At 45.2% G+C, this 19,159-nt stretch carries 20 protein-coding genes; 10 read left to right on the top strand and 10 right to left on the bottom strand.

Features of this window, described 5'->3' with window-relative positions; genetic code table 11:
* Nucleotides 1–128: 128 nt before the first annotated feature.
* Nucleotides 129–1,589 carry a sigma-54 interaction domain-containing protein gene (locus KFE26_RS10685; protein WP_105250005.1) on the bottom strand — a complete coding sequence of 487 codons (1,461 nt, stop codon included), beginning with the start codon at nt 1,587–1,589 and terminating at the stop codon, nt 129–131.
* Between the two features lie 369 nt (nt 1,590–1,958).
* Between KFE26_RS10685 and KFE26_RS10680 the strand changes: the two genes are divergently transcribed.
* Nucleotides 1,959–4,535 carry a TonB-dependent siderophore receptor gene (locus tag KFE26_RS10680; protein ID WP_212600417.1) on the top strand — a complete coding sequence of 859 codons (2,577 nt, stop codon included), beginning with the start codon at nt 1,959–1,961 and terminating at the stop codon, nt 4,533–4,535.
* Between the two features lie 142 nt (nt 4,536–4,677).
* On the opposite strand, the gene KFE26_RS10675 is transcribed toward KFE26_RS10680, so the two are convergent.
* Nucleotides 4,678–5,229 carry a thioredoxin family protein gene (locus KFE26_RS10675; RefSeq protein ID WP_212600382.1) on the bottom strand — a complete coding sequence of 184 codons (552 nt, stop codon included), beginning with the start codon at nt 5,227–5,229 and terminating at the stop codon, nt 4,678–4,680.
* A 277-nt stretch (nt 5,230–5,506) separates the two neighbouring features.
* On the opposite strand from KFE26_RS10675, the gene KFE26_RS10670 reads away from it, so the two are divergent.
* On the top strand, nt 5,507–6,121 hold the full coding sequence (locus tag KFE26_RS10670) for a LysE family translocator (protein ID WP_212600381.1): 615 nt from the start codon (nt 5,507–5,509) through the stop codon (nt 6,119–6,121).
* Nucleotides 6,122–6,213: 92 nt separating this feature from the next.
* On the opposite strand, the gene KFE26_RS10665 is transcribed toward KFE26_RS10670, so the two are convergent.
* Both KFE26_RS10665 and KFE26_RS10660 read right to left on the bottom strand, forming a co-directional pair.
* On the bottom strand, nt 6,214–6,534 hold the full coding sequence (locus KFE26_RS10665) for a DUF3144 domain-containing protein (RefSeq protein WP_105250001.1): 321 nt from the start codon (nt 6,532–6,534) through the stop codon (nt 6,214–6,216).
* Nucleotides 6,535–6,608: 74 nt separating this feature from the next.
* On the bottom strand, nt 6,609–7,172 hold the full coding sequence (locus KFE26_RS10660; RefSeq protein WP_212600380.1) for a Tfp pilus assembly protein FimT/FimU: 564 nt from the start codon (nt 7,170–7,172) through the stop codon (nt 6,609–6,611).
* A gap of 187 nt (nt 7,173–7,359) precedes the next feature.
* Between KFE26_RS10660 and ung the strand changes: the two genes are divergently transcribed.
* Nucleotides 7,360–8,025, top strand: coding sequence for a uracil-DNA glycosylase (gene ung, locus KFE26_RS10655; protein WP_168825006.1), 666 nt, complete (start codon nt 7,360–7,362; stop codon nt 8,023–8,025).
* A gap of 84 nt (nt 8,026–8,109) precedes the next feature.
* Here the strand turns inward: ung and ispB are convergent, their stop codons facing one another.
* Nucleotides 8,110–9,081 (bottom strand): octaprenyl diphosphate synthase, encoded by a 972-nt coding sequence (gene ispB, locus KFE26_RS10650; RefSeq protein ID WP_049821790.1) that lies wholly within the window; start codon nt 9,079–9,081, stop codon nt 8,110–8,112.
* Nucleotides 9,082–9,353: 272 nt separating this feature from the next.
* Here ispB and rplU point away from each other — a divergent pair, with 272 nt between their 5' ends.
* From rplU to KFE26_RS10615, 7 genes are all read left to right on the top strand, one after another.
* Nucleotides 9,354–9,665, top strand: coding sequence for a 50S ribosomal protein L21 (rplU, locus tag KFE26_RS10645; RefSeq protein ID WP_006080526.1), 312 nt, complete (start codon nt 9,354–9,356; stop codon nt 9,663–9,665).
* A 14-nt stretch (nt 9,666–9,679) separates the two neighbouring features.
* Complete coding sequence (gene rpmA, locus KFE26_RS10640) at nt 9,680–9,934, top strand: 50S ribosomal protein L27 (RefSeq protein ID WP_006080527.1); 255 nt, start codon at nt 9,680–9,682, stop codon at nt 9,932–9,934.
* A 214-nt stretch (nt 9,935–10,148) separates the two neighbouring features.
* Nucleotides 10,149–11,318, top strand: a complete 1,170-nt coding sequence (cgtA, locus tag KFE26_RS10635) for an Obg family GTPase CgtA (RefSeq protein WP_105250000.1) — start codon at nt 10,149–10,151, stop codon at nt 11,316–11,318.
* A 27-nt stretch (nt 11,319–11,345) separates the two neighbouring features.
* On the top strand, nt 11,346–12,107 hold the full coding sequence (locus KFE26_RS10630; RefSeq protein WP_113939893.1) for a threonine/serine exporter family protein: 762 nt from the start codon (nt 11,346–11,348) through the stop codon (nt 12,105–12,107).
* On the top strand, nt 12,104–12,577 hold the full coding sequence (locus KFE26_RS10625) for a threonine/serine exporter family protein (protein WP_113939894.1): 474 nt from the start codon (nt 12,104–12,106) through the stop codon (nt 12,575–12,577). Before KFE26_RS10630 ends, KFE26_RS10625 begins: the two co-directional genes overlap by 4 nt.
* A gap of 27 nt (nt 12,578–12,604) precedes the next feature.
* Nucleotides 12,605–13,087 (top strand): type 3 dihydrofolate reductase, encoded by a 483-nt coding sequence (gene folA / locus KFE26_RS10620; protein WP_212600379.1) that lies wholly within the window; start codon nt 12,605–12,607, stop codon nt 13,085–13,087.
* A gap of 219 nt (nt 13,088–13,306) precedes the next feature.
* Nucleotides 13,307–13,720 (top strand): DUF3718 domain-containing protein, encoded by a 414-nt coding sequence (locus tag KFE26_RS10615; RefSeq protein WP_105249997.1) that lies wholly within the window; start codon nt 13,307–13,309, stop codon nt 13,718–13,720.
* A gap of 235 nt (nt 13,721–13,955) precedes the next feature.
* Here KFE26_RS10615 and KFE26_RS10610 read toward each other — a convergent pair whose 3' ends face one another.
* The 5 genes from KFE26_RS10610 to pdxA form a co-directional block, all read right to left on the bottom strand.
* Nucleotides 13,956–15,977, bottom strand: a complete 2,022-nt coding sequence (locus tag KFE26_RS10610; RefSeq protein ID WP_198572988.1) for a methyl-accepting chemotaxis protein — start codon at nt 15,975–15,977, stop codon at nt 13,956–13,958.
* 97 nt (nt 15,978–16,074) lie between these two features.
* Nucleotides 16,075–16,899 (bottom strand): symmetrical bis(5'-nucleosyl)-tetraphosphatase, encoded by an 825-nt coding sequence (locus tag KFE26_RS10605; protein WP_212600378.1) that lies wholly within the window; start codon nt 16,897–16,899, stop codon nt 16,075–16,077.
* Between the two features lie 21 nt (nt 16,900–16,920).
* Nucleotides 16,921–17,301, bottom strand: coding sequence for a Co2+/Mg2+ efflux protein ApaG (gene apaG / locus KFE26_RS10600; protein ID WP_212600377.1), 381 nt, complete (start codon nt 17,299–17,301; stop codon nt 16,921–16,923).
* 48 nt (nt 17,302–17,349) lie between these two features.
* The gene (rsmA, locus tag KFE26_RS10595) at nt 17,350–18,156 is read right to left on the bottom strand and encodes a 16S rRNA (adenine(1518)-N(6)/adenine(1519)-N(6))-dimethyltransferase RsmA (protein ID WP_212600376.1); all 807 of its coding nucleotides are present in this window, start codon (nt 18,154–18,156) and stop codon (nt 17,350–17,352) included.
* Nucleotides 18,157–18,171: 15 nt separating this feature from the next.
* Nucleotides 18,172–19,158, bottom strand: coding sequence for a 4-hydroxythreonine-4-phosphate dehydrogenase PdxA (gene pdxA / locus KFE26_RS10590; protein ID WP_212600375.1), 987 nt, complete (start codon nt 19,156–19,158; stop codon nt 18,172–18,174).
* Nucleotide 19,159: the final 1 nt, after the last annotated feature.

Below are 19,159 nucleotides of genomic sequence, written 5' to 3'. Positions count from 1 at the left end.
GCGCTAGGCCAAGTTTTAATTGGCTCAACATCATGATATTTATGATTATTTTGTGATTGGAACTAGATGCGGATCACGATATATCACACATTGGCGATATATCGCGTTTTTAGTGTGCTCGTTTTGAATTAGATTTCACTCGATTGACGCTGGATCCCCAGTTTTTTCATTCGTGATCTCAGTGTACTTGCGGGCACACCGAGGACATTCGCTGCGCCGAGTGGGCCGGATATGCGCCAGTTTAAGCGCTTAAGGGTTTGTTCTATATGCAGCGCTTCCGCTTCCGCTAAGGTTTGCCCTTGGGTTTGAGCTAAGGGATTATTGCTCGGCATAGCGTGGATCTGCAGAATATCTCCTTGGGATAGAATGGCTTCGCGTTCGAGGATATTTTGCAGTTCGCGCACATTGCCGGGCCAAGTATAAGCCATGAGTTTTTGTAGCCCTTTTTGGCTCACTCCACGAATTTTTTTACCTAGCTTACGATTCAAGTTGTGCAGAATATGGCTGACGAGTTCGGGAATATCTTCGATTCTTGCGCGCAGTGGTGGTACTTGAATAGGGAATACATTCAAACGGTAATAGAGATCCATCCTAAATAATCCCTGTTCGACTCGCTTGAGTAAATCGTGGTGACTGGCGGCGACTAAGCGAATATCCACTTGAATGGTTTCGCTGCCACCGAGACGTTCAAAGGATTGTTCTTGGATGACTCGCAGTAGCTTTGATTGGGCTTCTAAACTGAGTTCAGCGACTTCGTCGAGGAACAGTGTGCCTTGATGAGCAAGTTCGAAGCGACCTTTACGGCGGCTTGTGGCACCAGTAAATGCCCCCTTCTCGTGACCAAAGAGTTCACTTTCTAGTAAAGATGCCGAAAACGCGGCACAGTTGACACTGATCATGGGTTTATCTTTGCGGCGACTGAGCTGATGTAAGTTACGGGCAACGAGTTCTTTTCCTGTGCCATTTTCACCACAAATGAGCACAGTACTGTCGGTATTGGCCACCATGTGCAATTGCTGGATCATATGGCGGATCACTGTACTGGCACCCGAAATATCCACATCACCCGTTTTGTCTGCCAACTCTGCCTGTAGATAATGATTTTCAGAGGCGAGTCGCTCCGAGAGTGCTTGTACTTGGGCTAGGGCTTGGCGTAATGACTGCTCTGTTTGTTTTTGAATACTAATGTCGCGAAATATCGCGACTACGCCAATCAGTTGATTGTCACGGTAAACAGGGGTGGAACTGTAATGAACGGGGAAGCTACTGCCATCTTTACGCCAAAATACATCGTGGGTGATTTCTCGGGTGATCCCATCCTTTAAGGTGTTGTAAATTGGACAATCCTCTTGGGGATAATGACTGCCATCTGCATGACTGTGATGATGGCAGTTATGGATGTTTTTACCGAGTAGCTCTTCATTCTTCCAACCCGTCATGCGTTCGGCTGCCGGATTGATAAACACCGCATTACCGCTTAAATCAAATCCATAAATACCTTCGCCGACAGCGTTGAGCAGTAACTGGTTTTCCGGTAAGAAATGCTTATCTATTGATTTTTCATTATTGACTGAAATCTTATTGGTCATCTGTCTTACTCTGATTTTGGCGGTATTTTCTGAGTATACCTTAAGTACTGTGACGCGATATATCGTGTTTTTGATTATGCCCTTTAAGCATTTTTTCTTTGGTGATTTTTCTGCTCACACTTTTTGCCGTTCGAATACATTTTACTTGATGCCATCCTCTAAAAAATATTTTCATCTAAGAAATTGATATAAAAGATAAATGACTAATATTCATTCAAAAGTCTGATTTAACATTGGATATTGTTTAATTTATGTTATAAAAATGTTTGTGCAATGTGATTTTGTGTTGGCCGTGGTAGCAAGGTTTAGGGACGAGAATCGCACAAAGCAGGTCAGGTATTCTAAAAATAATAAGCAGTTGGGATGAATATGATGACCTCAAAGAAGCAGAAGTTTGGATTAAGTGCAGTGAGTTTGGCGATTACTCTAGCCTTGTCTGGTAGTTTAATCAGTCCGCAGGCAATAGCAGAAGAAGATGAGACGGCTGTTAAAAATGAGAACGTTGAAAAAATTGCAGTTGTAGGGTCCCGTGCTGCGCCACGCTCAATCGGCGATTCCCCCGTTCCTATTGATATTATTAGTAGTGACGACCTTAAAAAGAATGGTTCGACTGACATGATTGATATGTTAGTGACTTCGGTGCCATCGTTTAACTCACGCGCTCAACCCATTAGTGATGCAGCAACCTTAGTTCGTCCCGTTAATTTACGGGGTTTGCCATCAGACAGTACGCTAGTGCTAGTCAACGGTAAGCGTCGTCACCGTGCATCTGTGATTGCGTTTCAAGGTGGTGGTATTAACGATGGCGCTCAAGGTCCTGATATCTCAGTTATTCCTGGTTCTGCATTAAAGCAAGTTGAAGTGTTACGCGACGGCGCTGCGGCGCAGTATGGGTCGGATGCGATTGCCGGAGTCATGAACTTTGTTTTAAAAGATAATTCCGAGGGTGGTTCCATCACTGTGACCCAAGGAGAATATTACGAGGGTGATGGTGCTACAACTACGGTCGAAGGTGATGTCGGTTTACCTGTGACTGAAAATGGCTTCGTCAATTTGAGCTTCCAGTATAAAAATGCTGACTCCACTAGTCGTAGTGTGCAGCGTCCTGATGCGGCTAACTTAGCCGAGCAGGGTAATACCGCGATCAATGACCCCGCTCAAGTGTGGGGTAATCCTGAGATTAATGATGACTATTCAGTGTTCATCAACTCAGGCTTAGACATTAATGCCAATATGCATGCCTATGCCTTTGGTAATCTGTCTTCCCGCGATGCCGTGGGAGGTTTCTATTATCGTTACCCGCAAAATCGTAGCAATGTGTATTCCAATGATGGTGGTCAGAATTTACTTGTGGGCGCTGTAAATGGTGATCCATCAACATGTGGACTCGTACCGATCCCTAAAAATGCTGATGGAAGTGACGGCAACGTACTCGACACTGATGCATACAAGGCGATGGTTGCCGACCCAAATTGCTTTGCTATGAACCAGATATTTCCAGGTGGCTATACGCCACAGTTCACCGGCACCATTGAAGATATGTCCTTCTTCGCAGGTGTAAAAGGCGATATCGGTGAATGGAATTATGATTTCAGTGCTGGTACGGGGGCGAACAAAGCCAGTTTTGGTCTTAAAAATTCGTTGAATCCATCACTGGGATTAGATACCCCGACGGATTTCGATACGGGAGCTTATGAGCAAGTTGAAACTACCGTTAACCTCGATTTCTCGCGCTTCATAACCTTAGGAGGCATTGAAGACATTAGTTTTGCTTCTGGTTTTGAATGGCGAAATGAGTCGTTTGAGATTTCTCAAGGTGATGAAGCCTCGTGGATTGCTGGCCCTTATGCTAGTCAAGGTTTCAACATTGGTGCGCATGGTTTTAAAGGCTTTGGCCCAGAGTCTGCGGGTAAAAACTCACGTCATAACATAGGTATTTATACTGATTTAGAAGCTTATTTAAGTGATGACTGGTTACTCGGTTTAGCACTGCGCTACGAAGACTTTTCAACCTTTGGTGATACGTTAAATTACAAATTGACGTTGCAGTATTCTGCAACGGATGAATTGTCGTTCCGCGCCTCACACAGCACCGGCTTTCGTGCTCCAACGGTTGGCCAAGAAAACGTGGTGAATACCCAGACATCGATCATCGATGGTGAATTGATCCAGACCTTTATTGCCCCCCCAACCGATCCGCTTGCGGCATTTTACGGTGGTGAAGTGTTAAAGCCAGAAGAGTCGATTAGTTATGCGATTGGGGCTGTATATGAGTACGAAAGCTTCTTCTTAACGGTCGATTACTACAACATTGGCGTAGAGGGCCGTATTGCACAGTCGAGTAAGATTGATGTTGAGGCTAAAGATTATGATGCCTTACGTGCCGCTGGGGTTGAGTTCCCTGAGTTAATCCAAGGTGTGAGCTATTACACCAATGACTTTGATACTACTACTCAAGGTATCGATATCGTCGCTTCCTATGATGCGGAAATCCTATCAGGTAATGCTAAGTTCAGTCTTGCCTATGGTTGGACCGATACCAGCGTTGATAAGTACGATCCCGAAACCACTGATGAAGGCAAGGTTCGCCGTCTAGAAGATGGTATCCCTGCACATCGTGCCACCTTAACTTGGGCACAGTCTTGGGACAAGTTAACCCTGTCACTGCGTGGTAACTATTTTGGTGAGTACTATGCGACTCACGCTGATGATACCTCTGATTGGGGTTCAGAAATGGCTGATGCTGCAGTGACCGTCGATCTTGAAATGAGCTATCAATTACTTGATGGCTTAACACTGGCGGTGGGGGCTAATAATCTATTTGATCAAGAAGCGCAAAAGCTGAAAGAAGGGACCTTGGGTGAACTCGGTGGCGTTTACTATGAAAGTGGGCCATTCGATTACAACGGCGGTTTCTACTATGGTCGAGTGAATTACCGTTTTTAATGAGTAAGCCAATTTATAGAAGCAATTTCTAACCCACCTTTCAAGAAATTTGGCTTTTATAAATAGAAGTGAAGTAAGCAAAAAGGCTGCAATGCAGCCTTTTTTTATTCGTATTTGACTCGTCTTAAATATGGTTTAGTACTTAGCTACGATTCGTTTGCGCGGCAACTAAACCATTTAACACATCACTCATACTGAGTTTTGGCGGTAAGAGAATTCCATTGGGGGCGCTTGGACCATAAATTTTATTGTAGGGCGTGCCGGGCACTCCTTCGTGGCGCATATAGGTTTCAATCGTTTTATTCGCCTCACTCCAGTTTCCTTGCATCAGAATGATATTGTCGGCCATCAAGGCATTTACAATTTGCTCCCTGTGGGTGACTTCCGCTTTATTCGTTTGGCAGATGGTGCACCAATCAGAGGTAATATCGACAAAGACGGTATAGCCTTGGGCAACCAGAGGCGCGATTTTCTCTGGGGCTAAGGTGTGCCATTGTAGTTTTTGATAGGCTTGGTAATCCTCGCTTTTGTGCACAAATCCAATAATAGCACTGAGCCCTAAGGCGAAAAATCCCAGCACAAAAATCACCGTCAGCGGTATGGTTTTACCTTTTTGTCTTTGCCAAAGCAGTAATAAGATCGCACCTATTAATAGGCAAAGAATAAAAATACTGATCAGCGTTATAGTGTTCATAAAATTTCCTGATTGAGAATCGCCTTTGTGATAATAGCGATGAAGGCTTAGGTATTAAGGTTTGGCTATAAAGACTTAGGTTAGCGCTAATCTTAGCGGTTAACGGCTTAAATCAGTGTGAATTTATGGGATTATCGCATTTGGGGTTCTCTTAAATGACTGTTCATTTATTGAAAATGGATTTATTAGCGTTAACGCCTTGATGACGCGATGTTAGAATAGCAAGCAAGTTTAAGGCCCAGCAGTGGGCTTTTTTATTCGGCGAAAGGTGTCATCAATGAGTTGGAGTACTTGGTTAGGTTTATTGGCTATTTGTTGTTTGGGGGCTATGTCGCCGGGCCCAAGTTTGACTATGGTAGTACGTCATACTTTAGGTGGTGGGCGGGGGAAGGGTATCGTCTGTGCTTGGGCACACTCGATAGGGATTGGGATCTATGCGCTGGTGACGTTACTAGGCTTAGCCGTAGTGCTTAAAAAGGCACCCTTAATCTTTAATGGCATTGCGATTCTCGGTGCCTTATACCTTGCTTGGATGGGAGTTCAAGCGCTGCGTTCCAATGGCGGTATGCAAGCTAAATTGGCTGCAGGGGAGGCGACAGATACCTTAACTGCAGCCCGTGATGGTATCGCTATTTCTTTATTCAACCCTAAGATAATGCTATTTTTTCTTGCGTTATTCAGCCAATTTGTGATGGTCGCTGATAGCATGACGGCTAAAGCATTAATTGTTTTTACACCGTTAGTAGTCGATGGTCTTTGGTACACTTTGATAGCCTTATTGCTATCCCACTCGAGTGTGTTGCCTAAGTTGAGAGAAAAGGCGGGGTTAATTGATAAGTTGTCCGGCGTAGTATTGATATTGCTGGCGATCCGTGTGGTGTACACGCTTTAGCGATCTATCTAAAATCATTGGTTTTAAATAACAAACACGCCATCAATCGATGGCGTGTTTGTTTATGGCTATGCATTTAAATCAAGGCGTGATTAGCCTTTAAACATTTGCACAGAATTATCAGCTTCTTCTGCCACACTTTCTTGGATAATGGGTGGATTGGCAATGTGGTCGTCTAAGTTGTCACTCAGCATTTCTTTGAATTCACTGCTAAACCATTCTAATGCGCTCTCTTTTTCTGCACCGAGATCCGCTGATTTAATCGCGGCTTCGAAGGCATTAAAACGTGCTGCGGCAAAACGGAGTGCTGTGCCAACTTTACCTACATCTGCTTCTTGTTGGCTTAGCTGATTGGCTAAGGCAATAAACTGATCGGCAAGTTCGTAAATGGTGGTGCTGCTCGTGTCGGTCATGGCGTTCACTCTAAAAAAGTAACAGATTAAAGTTCGATTCTAACTTAATTGGTGTAAGAAGGAATCGTCAGGCATTAACTATTGGGATCTGTGTCGGTAATGACGACTCCTGAGTGGGAGTCATAATTAATCGACAGTTTATCGTTTGTTCGATACAAATAAGTGCACTGGCCAGGATCGGTATAACTGGCTTTATAGTCGGTTTCAGTCGCATCAATATCCAAGCGCGAGACACTCGGCTGGGCATTTTGAAATAATACTTCCCATACCGATATACAGTCTTCGACATTATCGAGTGCCGGAGAGGCCTCATTGCCATGGATATAGTGTTGTGCTGGCCAACCGAAGGCGTTGAAATCTATTTGTTCGGATTGTGCCGTACCAAATACGGGTAAATCCTCTTTTGGACCTGAGCCTACTTTTACAGCCCATACGGAACGTGCCAGATTGATGGCTGATTTAAAGCCTCCGCCTGCCGCTTTAACTGTTGCAATTTGCGCATCTTGTTGCACATTGATAAATTTTGGCAGGGCCACTACGGCTAAAATACCGAGCACTATGATGACCACCACAAGTTCAATTAAGGTGAAACCCGTTTGATGTCTTTGAATTGATTTATCAGAATGTTGGATCATCATTACGTATCAGAGTGTGCGAGAATGGGCGCACTATATCACTTAATTTCGAATGTTTTAAATTGAAAGTCTTAACGTGAGACCTAGCAGGTTTAGTGGTATTACCTAGCGGCAGGTAAGGTCTGCAAACTTGCCATACCACTACAGGACTTTTAAGCTAACCCGATTATAGAATTGAGGAAGTAAAATAGTGACTCAGGCGACATGGCAAACATTTATCGATGAGCAAAGAGCTTTGCCTTATTTTCAGCAACTAAGCGCATTTGTTGACAATGAACGCAGGGCTGGGAAAGTGGTTTATCCACCCGAAGTTGATGTTTTCAATGCTTTTAGTATGACGCCCCTTGAACAAGTCAGAGTGGTTTTGATTGGCCAGGATCCCTATCACGGCCCAGATCAAGCCCATGGTTTATGTTTTTCGGTTAAACGCGGGATAAAACCACCGCCATCTTTAGCCAATATGTACAAAGAATTAGCGACGGATATTGAAGGTTTTGTTGTGCCATCCCATGGCGATTTATCCGCATGGGCGGAGCAGGGGATATTGATGCTCAATACGGTGCTGACCGTTGAGCAAGGCAAGGCGCATTCCCATGCCAAAGCCGGGTGGGAAGTCTTTACGACTGCGGTGCTGGAATTATTAAATCGGCAGACTCAGCCGATTATTTTCGTGCTTTGGGGCAGTCATGCCATTAAAAAGGGTCAAGTCGTTAACGCACCGCAACATCAAGTGCTCACAGGACCGCATCCTTCACCTTTATCGGCTTATCGCGGTTTCTTTGGTTGTGGGCATTTCTCTCAAGTGAATCAATTATTGCTTGAGCGGGGCGAAACGCCGATCCTTTGGCAGGTTTGATTTTAGGATTGTGGTTAAAGCAATAAAAAAGGTCTTACTGAGTAAGACCTTTTTTATTGGGGCGAAACTACATTAGTTAGCAAGTCAGTGGTTTCTGTCGACCGAAATCTTAGCTAGCGTTACTAAGGCTTGCTTATAGTCGCTATCGGGTAAAGCAGATAACGCCGCGATCGCTTTCTCTGATTCTTCAATTGCTTTTTGTTGGGTGTAGTTTAACGCGCCGCAATGGTGCAGTGCTGCTACGATTTTATCTATGGCCTGAGTACCATCACCTTGCTCAATTGCTTGACGTATGAGCTGTTTCTCTTCGTCTGTGCCATGGGCAATGGCATAGATGAGTGGCAGCGTCGGTTTACCTTCGGCAAGGTCATCACCGATATTCTTACCTAGCTCGTCACTGTCGGCGGTATAGTCGAGTAAGTCGTCGGTAAGCTGAAAGGCGGTGCCGAGATACTTACCATAGTTGCCTAAGGCGGTTTCTTGCTCAGGCGTTGCACCTGCTAGCACGCCCGCGAGTAGCGTAGCGGCTTCAAATAACTTGGCTGTTTTGCAATAAATGACCCGCATATAGCTTTCTTCAGTGGTGTCTGGGTCATTACAATTCATCAGCTGTAAGACTTCACCCTCGGCCAACACGTTAGTCGTATCAGCTAACACTCTGAGCACTTTCATGTTGTCAAGTTCAGTCATCATCTGGAATGAGCGGGTATAAAGGAAATCCCCGACTAGCACACTGGCACTATTGCCAAACAGTGCATTGGCGGTTTCTCGTCCGCGGCGTAACGTCGATTCATCAACGACATCATCGTGGAGCAATGAGGCTGTATGGATAAACTCAATAATCGCCGCTAGCTTAAGATGTGCTTCGCCTTCGTAGCTCACCGCACGTGCGGCTAAAACCGACAGCAGAGGACGAAGACGTTTACCACCACCATTAATAATGTAAAAACCTAATTGATTAATTAGGGCGACATCTGATTCAAGCTGTTTATATATCAGCTGATTGACTGCTTGCATATCAGTGTCAGCCAGTTGACGAATAGCGTTTAAATCCATAATAGACTCTGGTTGTGGGGTCATTACGTACCCGGCCCCTGTTTAGGCTCACGTGTTATAATGAAATGAATTTTACCTAAAATTCTGACATATGACAGCACTAGCTCAACTAATGTGAGAGTTAATCCGGTCTTTTTTTATTCTTTCCTAATTAGGGCTTGCCAGAGTTAGATTCTTCGCGTAAACTCCGCGCCCATTGTCAATAAAGTTTTTGTAGCACCCTGCCTCATCCAAGAATGAGCCCGCGTGTTAGGAATTGGAGTAAAATAGCTATGTACGCTGTTTTTCAAAGTGGTGGTAAACAACACCGTGTAGCTGAAGGCCACACAGTACGTTTAGAAAAGTTAGAAGTTGCAACTGGCGAAACTATCGAGTTCGATCAAGTTCTTTTGATCGCTGATGGCGAAACAGTGCATGTTGGTGCTCCTTTAGTAGCTGGCGGAAAAGTCGTTGCTGAAGTTGTAAGTCACGGTCGTGGCGATAAAGTTACTATCGTTAAGTTCCGTCGTCGTAAGCACCACGACAAGAAAATGGGCCACCGTCAGTGGTTCACTGAAGTTAAAATTACTGCTATCAACGCATAATAGGAGTCTAACTCATGGCACATAAAAAAGCTGGCGGTTCTACTCGTAACGGCCGCGATTCAGAAAGTAAACGTCTAGGTGTTAAGCGCTTTGGCGGTGAATCAGTTCTAGCTGGTAACATTATTGTTCGTCAACGTGGTACTAAATTCCACGCTGGTGTAAACGTAGGTATTGGTCGTGACCATACTCTGTTTGCTCTGACTGACGGTAAAGTTAAATTCGAAGTTAAAGGCGCTAATAACCGTAAGTTTATTAGCATCGAAGCTTAACTTTCGAACCTAGCTTATACTGTTAAAGCCCCGCCATTGGTGGGGCTTTCTGTTTTTTGTGCTTCTATTTACGCCGTGTAGATGCTTGAGTTGGTAAATGATTACCAAGAATGAGCATTGACAGGTAAGATTGGGAGCAAAGTATCTCGAGTTTTTTGGCGACCAATGAAGTTAGACGGTATAATTGCTTCATTCAGTGGTGCCAGGAGTAAGTATGAAGTTTGTCGATGAGGCAGTAATTAGGGTCGAAGCAGGCGACGGCGGTAGCGGTTGTGTTAGCTTTAGGCGCGAAAAGTATGTACCTGATGGTGGTCCTGATGGTGGTGATGGTGGCGACGGTGGCAGTGTTTTTCTGCAGGCTGACGAAAACTTCAACACTTTGATCGAGTTCCGTTTTGAACGTTTTCACATGGCTGAACGTGGCGAAAATGGTCGTGGCCGTGATTGTACTGGTCATAGCGGTAAAGATCTGATCTTAAAAGTTCCTGTTGGTACTCGCGCGGTCGATCATGATACTGAAGAAGTCCTTGGGGATTTAACAACCCACGGTCAAAAGCTATTGGTTGCCAAAGGTGGTTTCCATGGTTTAGGTAACACTCGTTTTAAGAGCAGTACTAACCGTGCTCCACGTCAAAAGACGTTAGGGACACCTGGTGAAGTTCGTAGCCTTAAATTAGAGTTGTTACTGCTGGCTGACGTTGGTTTGCTTGGCATGCCTAACGCGGGTAAGTCGACATTCATTCGTGCGGTTTCCCGTGCAACGCCGAAAGTGGCTGATTATCCGTTTACAACACTGGTGCCTAACTTAGGTGTGGTTAATCCACGTCCTGGGCAAAGTTTTGTGATTGCGGACATTCCTGGTCTCATCGAAGGTGCTGCCGATGGTGCGGGTTTAGGTATTCGCTTCTTAAAGCATCTTGAGCGTTGTCGTATTCTGCTGCACATCATAGATATTGAGCCGATTGACGGAACCGATCCGGTTGAGTCTGCGCGCGCTATCGTAGGTGAGCTTGAGAAATATTCTCCAAAGTTGGCGAGTAAGCCGCGTTGGTTAGTCTTTAACAAAACCGATCTGCTGCTTGAAGAAGAGCTGCAAGAGAAGGTTGATCGTATCGTTAAAGAAATGGGTTGGGAAGGCGATGTTTATACTATCTCCGCCTATAACCGCGACGGTACCAGTGAGTTGGCATTAAAACTCCTCGATTATATTGCGAGTCTTCCACCTGAAGACAATGAAGTCGACCCAGATAGTGAAGTTGAGTTCAAGTGGGATAATTATCATCAAGCAAACCTTGATTCATTGAATGAAGATTATGTTGATGAAGATGATGACGACGACTTTGATGATGACGACTACGACGTAGAAGTTATTTACCAAAGATAATAGTAATCTTTGAGTTTTGAGAGTTCTGTGTACGCTGATACTCAAAATGATATTACTCGGCAAGTTGTGCGTGCTGCACAATTGCTACTGGCCTACGGCGCGGAATCTGATTTAGTTGAAGAAATCAGCCAGCGTCTAGGCCAGGCTTTAGGTCTTGCTAGCGTAGAACTCTCTATTTCCTCAAATTCCCTCGTGTTAACCAGTTTGGTTCATGGTCGCTGTATCACAACTACTCGTCGTATTCGTGAGCATGGCATTAACATGACAGTCGTCTGTGAATTACAACGTATCTGTTTACTCGCTGAAAAAGGGCTGTATGGCCCAAATGAAGTGCGTAAACGCTTGGCGCGGATTGAACCTAAAACCTATCCTCCTAGCTTAGTGGTATTCATGATTGGCCTGTCGTGTGCTAGCTTCTGTCATTTATTTAATGGCGATCTCACTGCATGCGTGATTACTTTTTTTGCCGCGGCAGTGGGTATGTCGGTACGTTTAGCAATTGCTAAGCGGCATTTTAATTTATTAGTCAATTTTGCCATCACAGCTTTCGTCACCAGCATGCTGGCTCAAACGGGTTATTTGTTTGAGTTAAGTGAAACTCCTAAGGCTGCTATGGCCGCGAGTGTGCTGATGTTAGTGCCGGGTTTTCCGATGATTAATGCGATTTCCGACATGGTAAAAGGGCACATGAATGTCGGTATATCCCGCTGGGGTCATGCTACTTTGCTGACCGTTTCTTCTGTGATTGGCATTACGATTGCGATGCAGATCGGCGGAATTTTCCTATGATGGAATTACTGATAACGCTGCTGCACGATGCTTTTTTCTCTGCCATCCCCGCCGTAGGATTTGCTATGGTATTTAATGTTCCTAAACGATTTCTTCCTTACTGCGCTTTAGCGGGAGCCATTGGCCATAGTTCCCGTACTTTAATGTTACAGTTTGGTCTGCCAATCGAGTGGGCAACCTTCGCCGCCGCGGCATTAGTAGGGATTATTACCATAGGGTTTGGTAAGCGCCACTTAGCGCCACCTTTAATGTATGCTGTCGCTGCGATTATTCCTATGATCCCAGGCACTTATGCATTTAATACTGTGATTGCCTTAGTGCAATTGACCGCTCAATCTCAAGTCAGTCCTGAACTGACGGGGCAAGTGATTAGTAATGGCCTCAAAACTGTCTTTATTCTAGGGGCGTTAGCTGTGGGTTTGGCCATGCCGAGTTTGCTGTATTTCAGGACCCGCCCCGTCATTCAATAATTCTATTTCTATAAAACAGGAGTGAGCATGCGCATTGCTATGATAGCCGCGATGGCAAACAATCGAGTCATCGGAAAAGATAATAAAATGCCATGGCATCTTCCAGAAGATCTGCGTCACTTTAAAGCGATGACCCTAGGCAAGCCTGTTGTGATGGGACGTAAGACCTTTGAGTCAATCGGTAGGCCCCTTCCTGGTCGACATAACATAGTGATTTCACGCCAAACGGATCTTGTGATTGAGGGCGTGACCTGTGTGACCTCATTTGATGCAGCCAAACAAGCTGCTGGTGAGTGTGAAGAGTTAGTGGTTATAGGTGGTGGCCAGCTTTATGCCGAGTTATTGCCCTGCGCCGATATCTTATATTTGACGCAAATCAATCTTGAGGTGAAAGGCGATACATTTTTCCCCCACTGGGCCGATGGGACTTGGAAGGAAACTGAATCTTTGTCGAGTATAAATGCGGCTGGTTTGGAATATCGCTTTATCAATTTGGTAAAAAAATGTTAAATTGCAGCTTCTGTTGTATACCCTGTGTGTATGGGGCGTCAGTTTATCTAACGTATTGCATCATATCGGACATTTAGTTTTCACGGAAAGAGATAGCCTATTTCGTTATCCTAGATTTCGAACGAGAGCTAAAGCCAAGAGGTCAATATCATTTAGACAATAGATGCAGCCCATACAGAATTGATAATAAAACTATAAGAAAGTATTAAGGAGTATCGGATGCGTCTTATGCCTGTGGCCTTGGCTGCGTTGATTGGATTTAGTTCTATTGCTGTACCAACCTCTGCTGTTGCGGGGGAAGATCCACTCGTAGCGAGTCTTTGTGATTATGTAAAAGCTAACGACAAAAACCGCTTACGTAAAAAGTTAAAAGAAAGCCGCGTTAAGTTACGTCAGATTTACAGTGGTATCAGTTGCGATGGTGCAAGTCTATTGCGCACCGCTTACGGTGCGAGTGCGAACGATACCGGTGAGTTTGTGGCTAAGCGTTTGTCGGCGACTGAATTGAGTGTCGCTGAAGCTGATGGGATGACTATCCAAGCTTGGGCTGAAGCAAACGGCCATGGTGCTAGCCCAATTACCGCTGCAGTGAAAGAGCGTCTTGGCGCTGCAGCTGGCGGTGAAGAAGAGTAATGCGGATTTGAACTTAGCGGCACTTTAGCCCTATTTGCGGCTACGTTATATTAAACGTCTAATATCAAGTATCTAGCATTAAGCTAGATAAAAATGCCAAACTTAAGTTTGGCATTTTTTATGGCCTTAATTTGTGCAAAGGCCGGACAGTTCGAGTCGTCAGTAAGATAGGCAAGTGAATTCGTCTCAAAAGAAAGGGCCGCTAAGCGACCCTAGGTTTTAGTGGTGATAAACATTAGACTCTAAATTCACCGACCGAAGCTTGGAGTTCTTCGGCTAATTTGGCGACTTGATGGCTAGACTGAGCCGTTTGATCTGCACCGATAGCGGTTTCTTCTGAAATTGCTGCAATATGCTCTAGTTTTTCAGAAACTTGCTGGCTTACTAAATTCTGTTCCTGCGCAGCATGGGCGATATGGGTGCCAGAATCATAGGCCTTATGCACAGATTGGCTAATGGTCTCGAGGGCAATGTTGGCTTGCTCCGTTTTTTCAACACAGGCGTTGGCTTGAGCACGCCCCATATCCATGGCGGCAACGGCTTGCTCTGCACCTTGCTGCAACACTTCGATCATCTGTTGGATCTCTCGGGTCGACACTTGAGTGCGTGAGGCTAAACTACGCACTTCATCGGCAACTACCGCAAAACCACGACCTTGTTCACCCGCACGGGCGGCTTCAATAGCGGCGTTAAGGGCGAGTAGGTTAGTCTGTTCTGCAATACCACGGATCACATCCAAAATTGAGCCAATAGAGGCGCTGTCCGACTGCACTTTATTGATCACAACGCCCGCTTTGGCCACTTCATCGGCTAAAGCCAAAATAGTCAGTTTGTTCTCTTGTGCAATGGCACGCATGTGCTGAGTTTCTTGATCAGCCTGTTTGATTTGCTCAAGGGCTTGATTGGCACTTAAAGACACCTGCTGAGCACTAGAGCTAAGTTCAGTTGTCGCAGTAGCCACTTGGTCAACTTGGCTTTTTTGTTCTTGTATGCCTGAGGTGGTTTGCGCTGTGATTGCTGATGTTTGTTCGGCTGCCGCGGCAAGTTGATTTGACCTATCTAAAATACCTATGATTAAACTGCGTAAGCTATCGACGAGACGATTACAGTTTTTTGCTAGTTCGGCAAATTCATCGTGTCCAGAGTCATCTAGTTTATGGGTAAGGTTACCTGAGGCTAAGACGTTCAGGGCATTGTTCACTTGGCTGAGTGAGCGTTTTAACGGATTCACCACAGCAAAACTCACAATCACAGCGACAACGATTGCTATTAACACGACAATCATGGTTTGTATGCTGGCAGAGTCAATCTTGGCTATAGTGTCATTGCTCATGTTCGCGGCAACAAGTTCGATGTTATCGCTGACATCATTCATGTTGGAATTGATGACTTTTACATCATTTTCGATAATGCCAAGTTTTATCACAGCTTCTTTGGAGTGGGAGAGCTGACTCGATTTTAGCAGCAACATAGATTGCGGACCGGTGACGAGCGCTAATACTTTTTCGATATCTTTAGTGACCGAGCTTAAGGTATCCGCTTCGACGATACCTTGACCGTGACGATTCACATATTCAAGTTTGTTCTTGGTTTCGCTGATAATGTAGTCAAGTTCCTTTGAGATCAGTTCGTGCTTACTGTCTTCGTCATTTGTTACTAAATCTGCAATAGTGGTGATGATATTTCCGAGACTAGTATCAATAGCGCTGGCTGATGCAGCAAGACTCTGCTCATCGGGATTTTGACTGCTTTCTAAATCAACAATATCGAGCAGTTCTGATGAGGCATCATCGGCGGCATTTTCGAGCTTTTTCTTTAGTTCAACGAGCTGTTCTTGCTTGCTCAATGAGGCCTCACGTTCGGCGATCATGGCAATACTATCTCGCTCAAAGGTGGCAAAGCTGCCGCTTAATTGGGCAATTAAAGAAGATAGATTCTGCTGGCTCTTGACTAACTGAGTCAGGGTGGCAATTTCGTTTTTGAACTGAGTCCCGTGGTCTTCAAACACTTTACGAATATTCGGGATATTTGCTGATCTAGGGGTGTTATAGGCAATGAGGATTTGTCTTTGTTGCTCACTCAATGCTTCACTAAGGTGGTTTGTCGATTTCAGCGCGGGCAAGCTTAATTCTTGCATCATAGCAGAGCTGGCTTTTAGGCTATTGTTGGTTAAATAAGATGTAAATCCTAGCAACACGAGTAAAAGTGTGACAATACCAAATCCGCCAATCACTCTGGTGGCTACATTAAATTTCATAGGATACTCCGATTTTTATTATATTTTTCCAAATGAAAACAGGGTGATATTCAGGGTTAGGCGGCTCAGTCTGTTATCGACTTTAAGCTGTTTTAGTTTAACTCTTTTTTAACTTTTTTTGCGTAATTTTTTGGTCTTTTTCAAGATGCCATAAGGTTAAGTGCTCACCCCAGCAACAGCCTGTATCTAAAGCCTTTAATTTAGTATCGTCGACCTTGCCCATCAACGCAGCCCAATGGCCAAATACTAAGGTATAACTTTGGCGCAGCGGCGAAGCAAACTCAAACCAAGGTTTGAGTTGTGGATTAGTACAGTTTTCAGGAGGTTGTTTGCAATCAAAATCAAGTCGGCCATCGACATAAAGATAGCGCATGCGTGTTAATGCATTGATGCAATAACGTAAGCGTTCTATGCCAATTGCACTTGGATCCCATTGCTCGGCGGTATCTGAATACATTTGGCTTATTAATGTCTCAAGATAATCATCGTGCTTGAGGGCGCGACTGACGAGTGCGGATTCTTCTCTTAATACCTCCAGCGACCACTGAGGTGGTACACCCGCATGACTCATAATGAGTTGGTGTTCAGGTAATTCACGCATAAGAGGTTGTTGTCTCAGCCAGTCAATTGAGGCTGAGATATCGGGGGATTCTAGAATTTCAGTGAGATTATCGCTGGGTTTAGCGCGCTTGAGCTTACCGTGTAATGCCATTAGATGGAGATCGTGGTTACCTAAAACCGTTTTAGCGGAATCACCTAAGGAGCGAAAAAAACGTAGCGTAGCTAAGGAGTCAGGTCCACGTGCAACAAGATCACCTACAGCCCAGAGTTCATCGCGGGAAGGATTAAAATCGACCTTAGCGAGTAATTTTTGTAACTCAGCGAAACAGCCTTGAATATCACCAACAAAATAATGCGCCACAGTACCCCTTTCCTAACGATATTAATGTAGTAAGCCTGGGGTCGCTAAACGGAAGGGACGGATTGTCGCCTGGAAACGCTCACCCGATTCGCTGACCATACCATAAGTGCCGTGCATTATGCCAAGTGGCGTATCGAGCACAGTACCACTGGTGTATTGATAGGCAGTATTCGGCGCTATGGTTGGTGTTTCACCGACAACACCAGCACCTTGGACTTCACTGGTGTTGCCATTGGCATCAGTGATTATCCAGTGACGAGTTTCAAGTTTAGCCGCTTGCTCACCTAAATTAATGATAGTGATGGTGTAACTGAAGAGGTACTTTTTATCCTCGGGCGAGGACTGCTGCTCTATATACTCAGTTTTGACTTCGACCCGAATGGAGGTGTCCAATGCGCTCATTCTTGTTCCTAGGCTCTGGTCTAAGGGCACCTAAGTGCCCTGACATATTTATGCTTTCTTATCGCAAACCATGTTAGCCATAGCAACATACTGCTGCACGCTAATCTGTTCTGGGCGTTGACTTGAGTCAATCCCTAACTGCTCGAACTCATCGTCAGATAACATGTGCTTTAAGTTATTACGCAGAGTCTTACGACGCATGTTGAATGCGGTAGTACAAAGGTGGCGTAGTACGGTCACATCTTTACAAGGGAACGGCTTTACGGCGTATGGCAATAAGCGTACGACTGCTGAGTCCACTTTAGGGGCAGGGGTAAAGCTGTGGGGCGGCACTTCGAGAACCGGAACCACTTGGCAGAAGTATTGTGCCATGACCGTTAAACGGCCATAGGCTTTACAGCCTGGGCTTGCCGATAAGCGCAGTACCACTTCTTTTTGTAGCATAAAGTGCATCGTTTCAATCTGTTCGGCAAATTCGAACAGGTGGAACATCAGCGGCGTTGAAATGTTGTAAGGTAAGTTACCGAACACTTTCATCTTTTTGCCTGGCACACTCAGTTGGCCAAAATCAAACTGCAGTGCATCACCTTGGTGGATGGTCAGTTTATCTTTAAGGACTGGGTGTTGATGTAAGCGTTCAACCAGATCGCGGTCGAGTTCGACGACAGTCAGATTATCCACAGCATCGGCTACAGGTTCAGTTAAGGCACCAAGGCCAGGGCCGATTTCGACCATCACATGGTGATTATCGGGTGCAATTGCACCCACAATGCGGTCAATCACATTGCCGTCGGTAAGGAAGTTTTGTCCGAAACGCTTTCTGGCCGTGTGGCCTAAATGTACTTTGTTGCTCATTAATAATGTAATCGTTTAGTTCTTTGAGGATAACTCAATGGCTTTATTCAGAGCACAGACAAAACTGCCAATATCGGCCTTGCCTGTACCCGCGAGATCGAGCGCCGTACCGTGGTCAACCGAGGTACGAATATAAGGTAAACCTAAGGTGATGTTTACCGATTTGCCAAATCCTTGTGACTTGAGAACGGGAAGTCCTTGGTCATGGTACATGGCCAAGACGACATCGGCGTCCTGTAAATATTTAGGTTGGAACAGAGTATCGGCCGGTAATGGGCCGACAATATTCATCTGGAACTCTTCTCGCAACTCGTTGAGTGCAGGAATAATCACGTCGATTTCTTCACGCCCTAAATGGCCGTCTTCACCTGCGTGTGGATTGAGACCACAGACATAAATTTTCGGTGAAACTATGCCAAATTTGCTGATGAGATCGGCATGTAGAATCTTGATAATATGCTGTAAGCGTTGACGCGTTATAGCTTTTGCAACATAGGCCAGAGGAATATGGGTGGTCACGAGTGCCACTTGCAAACCTGGTGTTGCCAGCATCATCACTACATCGGGGCAATTTGCTTGATGGGCAAAAAACTCTGTATGGCCACTAAAGGAAATACCTGCTTGATTGATAATGCCTTTATGCACTGGGCCTGTCACGACAGCATCAAACTCGCCGCTCATGTTTTTTTCGCCCGCATAACGCAAGGTTTCAACTACATAAGTGCTGTTTTGCTCATCGAGCTGACCGCAAATCGATTCGCTCACTAACTTAAAGGGCGCTATGGTTAATGTGCCCGCTTCTTGCGGTTTAGGAGCTTGATTTGGCTGGTAAGGGCGGAAAGTCACTTGCAAACCGAGTCGTTTCGCACGGCTCGCAAGTAATTCTGGATCCGCACAAACGACTAACTCAACAGGCCAAGCCTGCTGAGCGAGTTGTACGACTAAATCGGGGCCAATACCTGCGGGTTCGCCTGGGGTAACGGCAATACGTTTAGTGCTCAAT

The organism is Shewanella sp. M16 (assembly GCF_018224605.1).
Classification (GTDB): domain Bacteria; phylum Pseudomonadota; class Gammaproteobacteria; order Enterobacterales; family Shewanellaceae; genus Shewanella; species Shewanella oncorhynchi.
The sequence above is the reverse complement of the archived record's forward strand: the minus strand, read 5'-3'. Positions and strand labels throughout refer to the sequence as shown.